The sequence below is a fragment of the Corynebacterium lujinxingii genome (assembly GCF_014490555.1).
GTDB lineage: Bacteria > Actinomycetota > Actinomycetes > Mycobacteriales > Mycobacteriaceae > Corynebacterium > Corynebacterium lujinxingii.
On the sequence record NZ_CP061032.1, the window covers coordinates 574,773 to 588,342 of the forward strand.

Genomic DNA, 13,570 nt, shown 5'->3' on the forward strand with positions numbered 1-13,570 from the left:
TACCATCTTGCGGAAAGAAAGGGTGGATGACCATGAGTAGCCGCGACGAGCTGGTGGTGCTTCTCGACGACACCGGCGCCCCGACCGGATCCGCACCGAAAGCCACCGTGCACACTGCGGACACCCCGCTGCACCTGGCGTTTTCCTGCTTCCTGTTCAATAGCGACGGCCAACTGCTGATGACCCGCCGCGCGCTGAGCAAACACACCTGGCCGGGCGTGTGGACGAACAGCTTCTGCGGCCACCCGGCGCCGGGGGAGGACCTTGCCGGCGCCGTCATCCGCCGCAGCGTCGAAGAGCTCGGCTGCGCCCCCGACGCGCTGGAGGAGATCACGATGGTCGTGCCGGACTTTCGCTACCGGGCCACGGATTCGAGCGGCGTGGTGGAGCACGAAATCTGTCCGGTGTTCACCGCGCGACTGCGTCCCGGCTGCGAGCTCAACCCCTGCGAGGAAGAGGTTGACTCGTTTACCTGGGCCGACCCAGCCGACGTGGTGCGGGCCGTGGAACTGACCCCGTTCGCGTTTAGCCCGTGGATCGCACGTGAGCTGGAGCAGGATGGGCTGCGGCGGGTGGTCGTCGGCAAGCGATAGGCTACAGCGGTGAACGATTCGACACTCTCGCGCTACGACCGCACGGCGGATGCGGCCGCGGCGCAGGTGATCCGGTGCTACTCCACGAGTTTTTCGATGGCCACGCGGGCGCTGGACCGCGCGACCAGACGGGACATCCGGAACCTGTACGCGGTGGTGCGCATCGCGGACGAGATTGTCGACGGCGCCGCTGCCCAGGCCAACGAGTGCCCCGAAACCGCGCTCGACGCTTACGAGGAGCTTGTGCTGCACGCCCCGCACCACCGCTTCCACACCGACCCGGTGCTGCACGCGTGGGCGAACACGCACCGCCGCTGCGGGATTAACAACGACCACGTTCGCGCGTTTTTCGCCTCGATGCGCCGGGACACCGCCCAGTTGCACTACACCGAGCGGGATTTGCGCGACTACATCTACGGATCCGCCGAGGTCATCGGTCTGATGTGCCTGGACATCTTCCTGCGCGGCCGCACTCCCAGCGAACACGACCGCCGCGCGATGGAGGACGGCGCCCGCGCGCTCGGCTCCGCGTTTCAAAAGGTCAACTTCCTGCGCGACCTCACCGAAGACCGCCAGGCGCTCGGGCGTTCCTACTTCGGCGCACCGCTTGACGACGACCTCAAGCGCACCCTGACCAGACAAATCACTCGCGAGCTGGACCTGGCCTGCACCGCGATCCCGCTGCTGCCCGCCTCCGCGCGCAGGGGAGTGGCGGCGGCCGAGGCGCTGTTCCGGGAGCTAAACGAGCGCATCGCCCAAGCCTCGGTCGAGGAATTGTCCACCCGCCGGATCAGCGTGCCCAACCACCGGAAACTGTGGCTGACTGCGCAGGCGATACGGAAGGTAAAAAACGCATGACCCGGCAGGATTCGGCAATCGTCATCGGGGCCGGCGTGGCGGGCATGGCCACCGCCGCGCTGCTAGCCAAAGAGGGCATGGACGTCACTGTGGTGGAGAAACTTTCCACACACGGCGGCCGCGCCGGCAATGAGACCGTCGGCGGCTTCCGCTTCGACACCGGGCCGTCCTGGTACCTCATGCCGGACGCGTTCGACCACTTCTTCGCGCTGTTTGGCAAACGCACCGAGGACGTGCTGGACCTGCGCCCGCTGGACCCCGCATACCGGCTGTTCGCGGAGGGGGAGGCCCCGCTCGACGTCACCTCCGGCCGGGACAACGCCGCGAAACTGTTCGAGACCATCGAGCCCGGCGCCGGTGACACCCTGCGCGAGTACTTGGACAGCGCTGAGGAAGCCTACAACCTGGCGCTGGAGCACTTCCTCTACACCACGTTCCGCTCCCTGGCGCCGTTTGCTCAGGTGAAGGGCCAATACGGGAAACTTGCGCGCTACCTTGCCGAGCCACTGGACCGGTTTGTGGCCCGCCGCTTTTCCGACACCCGCCTGCGCCAGATGCTCACGTACCCGGCGGTGTTCCTGTCCTCGCACCCCGCTCGGACCCCGTCGCTGTACCACCTGATGAGCCACACCGACCTCACCCAGGGCGTGCGCTACCCGCAGGGCGGATTCGCGGCCGTGATGGACGCCATCTACAACCTCGCGGTGGAGCAGGGTGTGCGTTTCCGGTTCAACGCGGAAGTCGCCGCGATCGATCACTCCGGCCGCACCGCCACGGGCGTCACGCTTGCCGACGGCCACCATCTCACCGCCGACCTCATCATCTCCTGCGCCGACCTGCACCACACCGAAACCCGCCTGCTTCCGAAGCACAAGCGCACTTACCCGGAGCGCTACTTCGCCCCGCGCGACCCGGGCCTGGGCACGGTGCTGGTCATGCTCGGCGTGGAGGGGGAGATTCCCGAACTTGCCCACCACAACCTGCTGTTTTCTACGCAGTGGGACGACGACTTCGCCGCGGTATTCGACGGCCCGGCCCCGCAGCGGCCACTGGGTGCGTCGCGCTCGACCTACGTGTCCAAACCAAGCGCAACCGACCCAGATGTGGCCCCTGCGGGGCACGAAAACCTCTTCGTGCTCGTTCCGGTGGCCGCCGAAGCGGCGATCGGCCATGGCAACATGTACCGCGAGCGCGCTTCCGAGCAGGTCGAGCGGATTGCAAGTGACGCCATCGCGCAGATCGAGCAGTGGTGTGGGGTAGAGGGCCTGGGCGAGCGGGTCGTCGTCAAGCAAACGCTCGGACCCGCGGACTTCGCCGAGCGCTATCACGCCTGGTCCGGCGGATCGATCGGGCCGGCGCACACGCTCAAGCAGTCGGCGTTCCTGCGCGGGTCGAACAAGAGCCGCAAGCTGGACAACCTGTACTACGCCGGCGCGACCACCACACCGGGCGTCGGCGTGCCGATGTGCCTCATTTCCGCGGAAAACGTGCTGAAACGGCTGCGTGGCGACACCAGCTCGGCACCGCTTGCCGAGGACTTGCCTTAACGCGAGATTGGAGGTCTGTAAAAGGATCGTTGAAACGGTTGAACCTGATCGGAGCGTAGGTACGTTGGCGGACATGGCTTCCAAGATTGCAAAGACGTTGTCCGCTGCAACCGCGCTCGCCGCACTGGCGGGCGGATTCTTTGGCGCCGGTGCTGCGCACGCGCAGACGTCGTCGGTCGGCCCGAACGTGGACGTCAACAAGTGGGTCCAGATGGGGTGGGATACCTACAACGGCACGGTGCTCAGCAACGGCAGCGGCTTCCTGCTCAAGCCGGCCACCGGCGAATCCCTGCCTGCAGACCAGGCCAAGGCCGCACTGACCCAGCCGCTCGCCGCGAAGGAAGACAACTCCATCACCCTGAACTTCAATGACGGCCGCCTGTCCTACTCCGACGGGTGCAACTCCGGCGGAGCGTCCTACTCTGTGGACAAGCGCGGCACGATCAAGGTGGGCAACCTCGCCGAAACGATGCGCCTGTGCGATCCGACCACCGCGAACAAGGCCGACGAGCTCAAGGCGATCCTGCGTGCGAACCCCCAGGTGCGGTTGCTTGACGACGACACCGTCGCCCTCGCAGCCCAAGGCAAAATGATCGAGTTTGTGAAGACGGCCGGCGAGTAGTCGTCGTCTGTAGGGTGGGGCGCATGATTCGCTTTACTCGCACCACGTTTATCCCGCTCGTTGCCACGGCGCTCGTGCTCGGTGGCTGCTCGGAAGCGCAGTCCAATGCAGATTCGTCCGCGACCTCGACGCTCGAGGCCGTGGATACTGTCACGGTTACCGACAATGAGGGCGAGAAAGAGGTTCCGCTCAATCCCGAGCGTGTCGCAGCGCCGGATGGTCGCGCCGCCGAGCTGCTTGAATCCTGGGGTGTAGAGACGGTGGCACCGAACGCTGGCCCGGACGTGATCTTCGCCGACGAGGACATCGCTTCCGGCAACGTTGTTTTGAACTTCGCCCCACGTGACGATGAACCCTTCGACCGCGAACTCATCCGCCAGGCCCTCGAGATGGGCGACATCTTTGGCAAACAGGACGAGGCGGAGCAGATCGTCGGCGAGTTCACGCAGGCTGTCATGCGCGCCCGCGAGACTTACAACCCTGCGCAGACAGTCGAGATTTCTAGCGATGAGTTGGCGCAGCTTGCCGACGTCATCGGCTTTACCCCGGCCGACGGCACCCCCGATTGGCTGCTTACGGTTCATCCGCAGGACTCGGACGCCAACCACGTGTACGTCGCACCGGAGGGGGCCGGCTGGTCCATCGTGACCTACACCGAGATTCTCAACGACCTTTCGGATCAGATGCAGTAGCGCTTGTCGACGATTTCACCCGGGCCATTTTTGTGTATTGGCCTGGGTGTTTGTGTTTTGTTGCTGGTTCGTGGTTATATTTTCATCCGTTGCTTCGAGCGCCTGAGGGTGCGAGAGGGAACAAGATAACTAAACGAGGTTGCCGTTGGGTGAACGGTGGTTGAACTTGGGTTTGACTTTTGTTTGCTTGGTTGTGTAACTTCGTGTGAGCCGCTTCGGCAGGCTGGCTGGTTTGGTCGGTGTGTTGGGTGTGCTGGTGTTGTTTGAGAACTCGATAGTGTGCCAATGCATTTGATTTTTTGTTGTTGTGTGCTTGGTGTTGTATGCCGCGTGGGTGTGCATGCCTTTTGGTGTGTGCCGGTGGTGGTTGGGTGAACCAATGATTGCCTGACTGCTTTTTGCGTGGTGTGCTTCACGTTTTGTGAGTGCATGATGTTTTTGCCGGTCCTGTTGTTTTGCCCCGTCGGGCTGTTGGGGCCGGTTGGGAGTTGTTTTTGGCTTCCGGTAATGTTTGGATTTTTGCCAGTCCAGCATCGCGTTGTTGTGGTGTTGGTTGGTTTGTTTTTGGTTGGGTTTTGGGCTTTTCACGGCCTGTTTCACGTTGTTTTGTTGAAACTTTTTGTGGAGAGTTTGATCCTGGCTCAGGATGAACGCTGGCGGCGTGCTTAACACATGCAAGTCGAACGGAAAGGCCCAAGCTTGCTTGGGTACTCGAGTGGCGAACGGGTGAGTAACACGTGGGTGATCTGCCCTGCACTTCGGGATAAGCCTGGGAAACTGGGTCTAATACCGGATAGGACCACTTCTTGGATGTTGTGGTGGAAAGTTTTTTCGGTGTGGGATGAGCTCGCGGCCTATCAGCTTGTTGGTGGGGTAATGGCCTACCAAGGCGTCGACGGGTAGCCGGCCTGAGAGGGTGTACGGCCACATTGGGACTGAGATACGGCCCAGACTCCTACGGGAGGCAGCAGTGGGGAATATTGCACAATGGGCGCAAGCCTGATGCAGCGACGCCGCGTGGGGGATGACGGCCTTCGGGTTGTAAACTCCTTTCGCTAGGGACGAAGCGCAAGTGACGGTACCTGGAGAAGAAGCACCGGCTAACTACGTGCCAGCAGCCGCGGTAATACGTAGGGTGCGAGCGTTGTCCGGAATTACTGGGCGTAAAGAGCTCGTAGGTGGTTTGTCGCGTCGTTTGTGTAAGCCCGCAGCTTAACTGCGGGACTGCAGGCGATACGGGCATAACTTGAGTGCTGTAGGGGAGACTGGAATTCCTGGTGTAGCGGTGGAATGCGCAGATATCAGGAGGAACACCGATGGCGAAGGCAGGTCTCTGGGCAGTAACTGACGCTGAGGAGCGAAAGCATGGGGAGCGAACAGGATTAGATACCCTGGTAGTCCATGCCGTAAACGGTGGGCGCTAGGTGTGAGTCCCTTCCACGGGGTTCGTGCCGTAGCTAACGCATTAAGCGCCCCGCCTGGGGAGTACGGCCGCAAGGCTAAAACTCAAAGGAATTGACGGGGGCCCGCACAAGCGGCGGAGCATGTGGATTAATTCGATGCAACGCGAAGAACCTTACCTGGGCTTGACATACACCAGATCGGGCCAGAGATGGTCTTTCCCTTTGTGGTTGGTGTACAGGTGGTGCATGGTTGTCGTCAGCTCGTGTCGTGAGATGTTGGGTTAAGTCCCGCAACGAGCGCAACCCTTGTCTTATGTTGCCAGCAATTCGGTTGGGGACTCATGAGAGACTGCCGGGGTTAACTCGGAGGAAGGTGGGGACGACGTCAAATCATCATGCCCCTTATGTCCAGGGCTTCACACATGCTACAATGGTCGGTACAACGCGTCTTGCGAGCCTGTGAGGGTGTGCTAATCGCTGAAAGCCGGCCTTAGTTCGGATTGGGGTCTGCAACTCGACCCCATGAAGTCGGAGTCGCTAGTAATCGCAGATCAGCAACGCTGCGGTGAATACGTTCCCGGGCCTTGTACACACCGCCCGTCACGTCATGAAAGTTGGTAACACCCGAAGCCAGTGGCCTGTAATGGGAGCTGTCGAAGGTGGGATCGGCGATTGGGACGAAGTCGTAACAAGGTAGCCGTACCGGAAGGTGCGGCTGGATCACCTCCTTTCTAAGGAGCTTATGTTTTGTGCCCGCAGTTGCGGGTGTTGTGTGGTTGAGTCGCCGAGTGTGCGACTGCCGCATTGTTTGGTTGAAATTCCGGGTGGACATGCACCCCGGGTCGTGTTGGTGGATGCCATCAGGGTGTCTGCGTGTGGCCTGGTGTGGGTGTGCGTGCTCGTGTGGTGTGACACTGAGGTGTCGCGGCAACGAAAAAATCAGTTTGTGTGTGTTGGCATGCTGTTGGGTGTCTGGGGCAACATTGTGTGTTCCTGTTGTTGTGGCATCCCGCCTACTGATGACTGCTTGTTGTGGTGGTTGTTGGTGTGGGGTGTGTGTTGTGTGAGAACTGTATAGTGGACGCGAGCATCTTGTTTTTCTGTAATTTGTGTTGTTTGTTGAGTGTCTACAGTTTGTAGTCGTTCGTGTGTATAAAGCAGCAGTGTGTGTTGTTTTGTGTTACGGGCGTATGGTGGATGCCTTGGCATGCTGGGCCGATGAAGGACGTGTGAGGCTGCGTTAAGCCTCGGGGAGTTGCCAACTAAGCGTTGATCCGAGGATGTCCGAATGGGGAAACCCAACATCAGTTGTGTGGTGTTACCTGCAGGTGAATGCATAGCCTGTGTGGGGGTTGACGTGGGGAAGTGAAACATCTCAGTACCCGCAGGAGAAGAAAACAATTGTGATTCCGTGTGTAGTGGCGAGCGATAGCGGATGATGGCTAAACCGTGTGCGTGTGATACCTGGGTAGGGGTTGCGTGTGCGGTGTTGTGGGGTGTGGTTGTTGCGGGCTACCTGACCGCAGGTGTGTGTTTGTGCGTTAGCGGAAGCGTCTGGGATGGCGCGCCGGAGCGGGTGATTAGCCCCGTACGTGAAGGCGTTGCAAATGCGTGCTGATCATTGCCCCGAGTAGCAGCGGGCTCGTGGAATCTGCTGTGAATCTGCCGGGACCACCCGGTAAGCCTGAATACTCAGTGTGACCGATAGTGAATAGTACCGTGAGGGAATGGTGAAAAGTACCCCGGGAGGGGAGTGAAAGAGTTCCTGAAACCATGCGCTTACAATCCGTCAGAGCACCTTTTTGTGTGTGATGGCGTGCCTTTTGAAGAATGAGCCTGCGAGTCAGCGGCATGTCGCGAGGTTAACCCGTGTGTGGGGTAGTCGTAGCGAAAGCGAATCCGAATAGGGTGGTTTGAGTGGCATGTCCTGGACCCGAAGCGGGGTGATCTACCCATGGCCAGTGTGAAGCAGCTGTAAGAGGTTGTGGAGGCGCGAACCCACTTAGGTTGAAAACTGAGGGGATGAGCTGTGGGTAGGGGTGAAAGGCCAATCAAACTCCGTGATAGCTGGTTCTCCCCGAAATGCATTTAGGTGCAGCGTGATGTGTGCTTACCGGAGGTAGAGCTACTGGATGGCCGAGCGGGACTATCATCTTAGTGACGTCAGCCAAACTCCGAATGCCGGTGAAGTCAAGCATTGCAGTGAGACTGTGGGGGATAAGCTTCATAGTCGAGAGGGAAACAGCCCAGATCGCCGGTTAAGGCCCCTAAGGGTGTGCTAAGTGGAAAAGGATGTGGGATCGCGAAGACAGCCAGGAGGTTGGCTTAGAAGCAGCCATCCTTGAAAGAGTGCGTAATAGCTCACTGGTCGAGTGGTTCTGCGCCGACAATTCAGTGGGGCTCAAGCACACCGCCGAAGCCGCGGCATAGTGTTTGCTATGGGTAGGGGAGCGTCGTGTGTGGGGTGAAGCCGTACTGTAAGGAGCGGTGGACTGCATGCGAGTGAGAATGCAGGCATGAGTAACGAATGATACGTGAGAATCGTATCCGCCGAATGACTAAGGGTTCCTGGGTCAAGTTCGTCTTCCCAGGGTGAGTCGGGTCCTAAGGCGAGGCCGACAGGCGTAGTCGATGGTTAACGGGTTGATATTCCCGTACCCGTACACGCGCGCCCAGTATTGAAGCGGTGATACTAACCACCCTGATCCACCTGCTGTTGCCGACCCTTGTGGTTGGTTGGTTGGTGGTGATGCGTGGGGCCTGATCCGTGGTAGATCAGTGATGGGGTGACGCAGTGAGGTAGCCGAGCCACTTATTGGATTGTGGTGCAAGCGTGTGGCACGACAGCATGTCAAATGCGGCTGTCATGTGTGTGAGGCGTGATGCGTAGCCCAGTGTTGGGTGATGTTGGTGATCCTGTACTGCCGAGAAAAGCCTCTAGCGATGTGTGTGTACGGCCCGTACCCGAAACCGACACAGGTAGTCAAGTAGAGAATACTCAGGCGGTCGGGTGAACTGTGGTTAAGGAACTCGGCAAATTACCCCCGTAACTTCGGGAGAAGGGGGACCTGGACTGGTGCCTGGTCATACGACTGTGGTTGCTGGTTCAGGTCGCAGAGAATAGAGGGGAGCGACTGTTTATCAAAAACACAGGTCCGTGCGAAGACGGTTAAGTTGATGTATACGGACTGACGCCTGCCCGGTGCTGGAAGGTTAAGAGGACCTGTTAGACCTTTTTGGTCGAAGCGGAGAATTTAAGCCCCAGTAAACGGCGGTGGTAACTATAACCATCCTAAGGTAGCGAAATTCCTTGTCGGGTAAGTTCCGACCTGCACGAATGGCGTAACGACTCCCCTGCTGTCTCAACCACAGACCCGGTGAAATTGCAGTACGAGTAAAGATGCTCGTTTCGCGCGGCAGGACGAAAAGACCCCGGGACCTTCACTATAGCTTGGTATTGGCATTCGGTGCGGTTTGTGTAGGATAGGTGGGAGATGTTGAAGCCGTCACGCTAGTGGTGGTGGAGTCGTTGTTGAAATACCACTCTGACCGTAGTGGATATCTAACCTTGGCCCATGATCTGGGTTGGGGACAGTGCCTGGTGGGTAGTTTAACTGGGGCGGTTGCCTCCCAAAATGTAACGGAGGCGCCCAAAGGTTCCCTCAGCCTGGTTGGCAATCAGGTGTTTAGAGTGTAAGTGCACAAGGGAGCTTGACTGCGAGACCTACAAGTCGAGCAGGGACGAAAGTCGGGACTAGTGATCCGGCACCTACTTGTGGATGTGGTGTCGCTCAACGGATAAAAGGTACCCCGGGGATAACAGGCTGATCTTCCCCAAGAGTCCATATCGACGGGATGGTTTGGCACCTCGATGTCGGCTCGTCGCATCCTGGGGCTGGAGTAGGTCCCAAGGGTTGGGCTGTTCGCCCATTAAAGCGGCACGCGAGCTGGGTTCAGAACGTCGTGAGACAGTTCGGTCTCTATCCGCCGCGCGCGTTGAAACTTGAAGAAGGCTGTCCCTAGTACGAGAGGACCGGGACGGACGTACCTCTGGTGTGCCAGTTGTTCCGCCAGGAGCATTGCTGGTTGGCTACGTACGGGAGGGATAACCGCTGAAAGCATCTAAGCGGGAAGCCTGTTTTAAGATGAGGTTTCATTTGAGGTTCCCAGGAGACGACTGGGTTGATAGGCCGGACCTGGAAGCACAGCAATGTGTGGAGGCGACCGGTACTAATACACCGAACAAACCAACCACCTGTTTGCGCACACAAAAGGTGCAAACAACACAACAAAACAAAAACGAACTGTTCGCGTCCACTATGCAGTCCTGACACAACACACCACCATGTCACGGACAACACATAATTTGAATACTGGTCACCACACGCTGGACGACCCGGCACACACCCCAAGGATGTGTCGGTGGTTGATAGCGGCGGGGAAACGCCCGGTCCCATTCCGAACCCGGAAGCTAAGCCCGCCCGCGCCGATGGTACTGCCCCCGGGAGGGAGTGGGAGAGTAGGTTACCGCCGACCCAACAACTTCACACATATGAACCACCCGGTCACAACACCACGCGTGTTGTGACCGGGTGGTTTCCTTTGCACCCCACACCTTCCTTTCAGTAGTGGGTGGTGCCGGCTGTGCTGAAGTGCCCCGAGTTTTGTTCCTGGGCATTTGCCTTGGTTTCTATTCTTGCTTGGGGCGGGTTCTGCTTCCAAAATTCGGTTTCCACCTCGATCGGGGTTCGGTATCCCAAGCTCTGGTGGAGTCTTGTCTCGTTCCACCATGACACCCACTCGAACGTTGCGATTTCTACCTCGACAACGTCATTCCACCTGCTGGTATGGATCAGCTCGTTCTTGTAGGAGCCGTTCACGTTTTCAGTAAGAGCATTGTCGTAGGAGTCACCGACAGTTCCGGTGGAAGCTGTAATGCCGTGTTGGGTAAGTCGCTCGTTGTACACTACGCTGACGTACTGCGATCCGTGATCCGAATGGTGAATGAGACCTGTTGTTTCCTCAGCACACCCGATCGCCTGGTTGAGAGCTTGCAACAGCAGTGCTTCGGTGCGCATGGAATCTGATAACGCCCACCCGACGATCCGTCGGGAGTAAACGTCGGTGACAAACGCGGCGTACACAAAGCCTTTCTTCGTGCGCACATACGTAATGTCGGCCACCCACAGCCTATTCGGGCTCTGAGCTTTGAATTCACGCTCGACTAAGTCCGGGCGAAGATCAGGCACGTTAGCTATTCGGGTTGTGATAGGTGATCCGCCTTTGCCTTTGCCAGAAACACCGGCCAGGCGCATCAGCCGGGCGGTTTGTTCACGCCCGATATCAGTTCCGTCGCGGTGAAGAGCATGCCACATTTTCCGCACACCGTAGACACCGTAATTATCCCGATGACCAGCACTAATGCGTTCAACGAGAACAGCATCGCGAAGGCGACGAGCACCTAATCCACGGGCCTTGGACTGGCGATAACCACGCGAGGTGATAAACCCACCTGCCCGGTTATTCTTCAACGCCTTACAAATGAACTCGACAGAGAAGCGATTCCGGTATTCATCGATGAACCGGATCATTTCCGGCGTTTCGGGTCGAGTTCCGACGCGAAAAAGCCGAGGCGGCCTTCAACAGCTCATTAGTGTCGCGTAGCTCTTGAATTTCACGGCGTAGCCTCGCGTTTTCGGCGGCCAAGTCTTCAGGCACAGGTTCTGGGTTCCCGAACGGCGGGCCTGCTAGGTCCATTGGCGAGCCGTGTGCCATAAAACCCCCAGCTTTAGGGCTACTGCCTGGCACGCGGCTTGCATCGACATATTTTCCGCCAAGATGCGATCTTCCACGAGACGGACCACGCGGTCCTTGGCATCCGGTCAAATTTTCTTGGCATATCCCAGATTTTCCCATCTACTCAAACGGAACAAAACCTGGGACACTTCAGTTGCGCTGGATATAACGTGGCACCACCATCCCCATTCCTTTAACTTGGAACGATGCCAGGGAGACTTTTCAGGGGAGTCTAATTAAGGAGGCTCTAATGAAATTGTTAAAAACCCCACTCTGGAACCTAGAGGGTGGCGAACCGGTAGACGTTGACCATCATGTTGTTCGGATTAAGCTGTACAAAGATGAAGTCGTTGCGGAGTTTACGATTTCAGAGCTATGCAGCTTTTTTGGCCTTAAGGATCTGCATTGTTTGCGGCTACAATTTGAGGTCTGGCATGAATCGGCATCGTTCGAATGGGACTCTGAGGAATGTGTGCATCTTGAGCAAAAGCCGTTCACGGACTACTTTCACGCTTCAAAGATTTCCCATTGCTACGCTCCCCCCTCTCCTGATGCTGATCGTGGGGGATGGGAATGGGGGATGAAAAAGCTGTGAACAACACCGCGACCCTGACCGATTCCCACCTCATCATCGAACCGCGCGGACTCGACAAACTCTGGTCCTTCGCCGGCAGCATCACGGTCCCCTGGGATCACGTGCGTGGGGCAACCCGCGACCCCGGCATGAAGAACGAGCCCAAGGGGTGGCGTGGCCCGGGACTGCGCGTCGGACAAAAGATCAGTGGCACCTTCCACGCCGACGGAGAAAACCAGTTCTGGAACGTCAGCGGCTACGAAAACACCGTCGTCATCGAACTCACCGACGAACACTTCACCCGACTCATCGTCTCCCTGGACAACCCCGCAGACACCGCCAACCGGATCACCCAACGGGCCTCAGCCCGATAAATCCCCACCCCCACAAACCGGAGGCAGCTTTCCTTAGAGCTCCTTAAGTAACCACCGGCACATCGAGCGGTTACTAAAGGAGCTCTATATACTTCGACCGCGCTTTCATGGCGTGAATCAGTAATTCGTCCCCGTCGGAGGCGACAACCACGACAGTTTCCAAAAGGCGGGCGTGGGTGTCGAACCCGAGGCGCAGTTCACGCCATTGCACGGGATCATCATCAAGGGGTGCGACCCATGTCGGAAATGAAGCGGCATGGATACCGTCTTCCTCACTGATGCCGTGCTTGGTGGCAGATGCCGCCACCCTCATGCCGCAGTGATAGCGGTGATCGCCTGACGCATCATCTCTGAACGCGACAGATGCTTTTCGGCGGCGATCCTGTCGAGCGACTCCAGCTCCTCCGGGGTGAGACGAACCGTAACCACCTGGGAAGCTTCCGGACCACGACCCGGGCGGCCTCGCCCGCGCTTCTTCAGCGCATCGACGTCATAACCATCCTCCGCCTCGGCAACCCAGGCGTTCAGCTGCTTCTCGGTGATATTAACAGGCATGCAATTAACGTATTACGTAATTAGGCGCCTGTCAACTATCTCCCGCAATCGGTTAAAAGAAGTTCCCAACAACGCATCTATAATCCGTTGCGCTCTCATCGAAAAAGAAAACAACATCACACTGCCCAGGAGGCAGGGGAACCGTATATTGCTTACGGTGTGAGACCCCTAAGGCACAGGCCACTCATCTGCTTCCTTGAGGGCTGCAACGTGACGCGCGACTGTGGCCCGCGAGAACCCGGTCTCCGTCTGAATCTCCCTCCACGTTGGTAGGCGTGTGAGTGCAATCGTGGGTGGCCACCCACTAGTCCGCAATGCGGACAACCGATAGCACCGGCGTGGCGAGATCGTGGGTGCTCACCCACTAGTCCGCAACGGCGGACGACCGACACCACAGTGGCGGCAACATCGTTGGTGTGTACCCAAGTGTCCGCAATGCAGAGCCCATACCGCCGCACCGGTCTTGGACTGTGTTTGTAAAACTCGTTACCCGATTTCCACGACCAGGGGATTTACAGGTCCAAAAACCAGAAACCTAACGACTTTTACAACCCCA

At 58.4% G+C, this 13,570-nt stretch carries 11 protein-coding genes, 3 rRNA genes and 1 pseudogene; 10 read left to right on the plus strand and 5 right to left on the minus strand.

Features of this window, described 5'->3' with window-relative positions; all coding sequences use genetic code 11:
- The first annotated feature begins 32 nt into the window (after nucleotides 1–32).
- From idi to IAU68_RS02815, 5 genes are all read left to right on the plus strand, one after another.
- On the plus strand, nucleotides 33–593 hold the full coding sequence (gene idi, locus IAU68_RS02795) for an isopentenyl-diphosphate Delta-isomerase (RefSeq protein WP_171194166.1): 561 nt from the start codon (nucleotides 33–35) through the stop codon (nucleotides 591–593).
- Nucleotides 594–602: 9 nt separating this feature from the next.
- Complete coding sequence (locus IAU68_RS02800) at nucleotides 603–1,451, plus strand: phytoene/squalene synthase family protein (RefSeq protein WP_171194165.1); 849 nt, start codon at nucleotides 603–605, stop codon at nucleotides 1,449–1,451.
- Entirely contained in the window at nucleotides 1,448–2,998 is a 1,551-nt protein-coding gene (gene crtI, locus IAU68_RS02805) for a phytoene desaturase family protein (protein ID WP_171194164.1), read from the plus strand. The genes IAU68_RS02800 and crtI overlap by 4 nt, the downstream gene beginning before the upstream one ends.
- Before the next feature lie 73 nt (nucleotides 2,999–3,071).
- Entirely contained in the window at nucleotides 3,072–3,620 is a 549-nt protein-coding gene (locus IAU68_RS02810) for an META domain-containing protein (RefSeq protein WP_171194163.1), read from the plus strand.
- A gap of 23 nt (nucleotides 3,621–3,643) precedes the next feature.
- Complete coding sequence (locus IAU68_RS02815) at nucleotides 3,644–4,312, plus strand: substrate-binding domain-containing protein (RefSeq protein WP_171194162.1); 669 nt, start codon at nucleotides 3,644–3,646, stop codon at nucleotides 4,310–4,312.
- A 129-nt stretch (nucleotides 4,313–4,441) separates the two neighbouring features.
- On the opposite strand, the gene IAU68_RS02820 is transcribed toward IAU68_RS02815, so the two are convergent.
- Nucleotides 4,442–4,912 carry a hypothetical protein gene (locus tag IAU68_RS02820; RefSeq protein WP_187767831.1) on the minus strand — a complete coding sequence of 157 codons (471 nt, stop codon included), beginning with the start codon at nucleotides 4,910–4,912 and terminating at the stop codon, nucleotides 4,442–4,444.
- 18 nt (nucleotides 4,913–4,930) lie between these two features.
- Between IAU68_RS02820 and IAU68_RS02825 the strand changes: the two genes are divergently transcribed.
- The 3 genes from IAU68_RS02825 to rrf all read left to right on the plus strand — a co-directional run bounded on the left by IAU68_RS02825 (nucleotide 4,931) and on the right by rrf (nucleotide 10,251).
- A 16S ribosomal RNA gene (locus IAU68_RS02825) occupies nucleotides 4,931–6,446 on the plus strand.
- A gap of 439 nt (nucleotides 6,447–6,885) precedes the next feature.
- A 23S ribosomal RNA gene (locus IAU68_RS02830) occupies nucleotides 6,886–9,968 on the plus strand.
- Between the two features lie 165 nt (nucleotides 9,969–10,133).
- A 5S ribosomal RNA gene (gene rrf, locus IAU68_RS02835) occupies nucleotides 10,134–10,251 on the plus strand.
- The 16S, 23S and 5S rRNA genes sit together here, the layout of an rRNA operon.
- Nucleotides 10,252–10,337: 86 nt before the next feature.
- Here rrf and IAU68_RS02840 read toward each other — a convergent pair.
- Together IAU68_RS02840 and IAU68_RS11460 are read right to left on the minus strand one after the other, a co-directional pair.
- Nucleotides 10,338–11,306: an IS3 family transposase gene (locus IAU68_RS02840; protein ID WP_171194673.1), complete on the minus strand. Its 969-nt coding sequence runs from the start codon at nucleotides 11,304–11,306 to the stop codon at nucleotides 10,338–10,340.
- A 156-nt stretch (nucleotides 11,307–11,462) separates the two neighbouring features.
- Nucleotides 11,463–11,660 (minus strand): annotated as a pseudogene (locus tag IAU68_RS11460) (hypothetical protein).
- A 101-nt stretch (nucleotides 11,661–11,761) separates the two neighbouring features.
- Between IAU68_RS11460 and IAU68_RS02845 the strand changes: the two are divergent.
- Together IAU68_RS02845 and IAU68_RS02850 are read left to right on the plus strand one after the other, a co-directional pair.
- On the plus strand, nucleotides 11,762–12,106 hold the full coding sequence (locus tag IAU68_RS02845) for a hypothetical protein (RefSeq protein ID WP_171194674.1): 345 nt from the start codon (nucleotides 11,762–11,764) through the stop codon (nucleotides 12,104–12,106).
- Nucleotides 12,103–12,459: a hypothetical protein gene (locus tag IAU68_RS02850; protein ID WP_223111948.1), complete on the plus strand. Its 357-nt coding sequence runs from the start codon at nucleotides 12,103–12,105 to the stop codon at nucleotides 12,457–12,459. The genes IAU68_RS02845 and IAU68_RS02850 overlap by 4 nt, the downstream gene beginning before the upstream one ends.
- A 73-nt stretch (nucleotides 12,460–12,532) precedes the next feature.
- Here IAU68_RS02850 and IAU68_RS02855 read toward each other — a convergent pair whose 3' ends face one another.
- Nucleotides 12,533–12,772 carry a toxin gene (locus tag IAU68_RS02855; RefSeq protein ID WP_171194676.1) on the minus strand — a complete coding sequence of 80 codons (240 nt, stop codon included), beginning with the start codon at nucleotides 12,770–12,772 and terminating at the stop codon, nucleotides 12,533–12,535.
- Entirely contained in the window at nucleotides 12,769–13,014 is a 246-nt protein-coding gene (locus tag IAU68_RS02860; protein ID WP_171194677.1) for a ribbon-helix-helix domain-containing protein, read from the minus strand. The genes IAU68_RS02855 and IAU68_RS02860 overlap by 4 nt, the downstream gene beginning before the upstream one ends.
- Nucleotides 13,015–13,570: the final 556 nt, after the last annotated feature.

Bases quoted from the DNA above. Each gene is read 5' to 3' on its own strand.
- IAU68_RS02855 (WP_171194676.1), bottom strand. From the start codon at position 12,772: ATGAGGGTGGCGGCATCTGCCACCAAGCACGGCATCAGTGAGGAAGAC.
- IAU68_RS02815 (WP_171194162.1), top strand. From the start codon at position 3,644: ATGATTCGCTTTACTCGCACCACGTTTATCCCGCTCGTTGCCACGGCG.
- IAU68_RS02845 (WP_171194674.1), top strand. From the start codon at position 11,762: ATGAAATTGTTAAAAACCCCACTCTGGAACCTAGAGGGTGGCGAACCG.
- crtI (WP_171194164.1), top strand. From the start codon at position 1,448: ATGACCCGGCAGGATTCGGCAATCGTCATCGGGGCCGGCGTGGCGGGC.
- idi (WP_171194166.1), top strand. From the start codon at position 33: ATGAGTAGCCGCGACGAGCTGGTGGTGCTTCTCGACGACACCGGCGCC.
- IAU68_RS02840 (WP_171194673.1), bottom strand. From the start codon at position 11,306: ATGATCCGGTTCATCGATGAATACCGGAATCGCTTCTCTGTCGAGTTC.
- IAU68_RS02810 (WP_171194163.1), top strand. From the start codon at position 3,072: ATGGCTTCCAAGATTGCAAAGACGTTGTCCGCTGCAACCGCGCTCGCC.
- IAU68_RS02860 (WP_171194677.1), bottom strand. From the start codon at position 13,014: ATGCCTGTTAATATCACCGAGAAGCAGCTGAACGCCTGGGTTGCCGAG.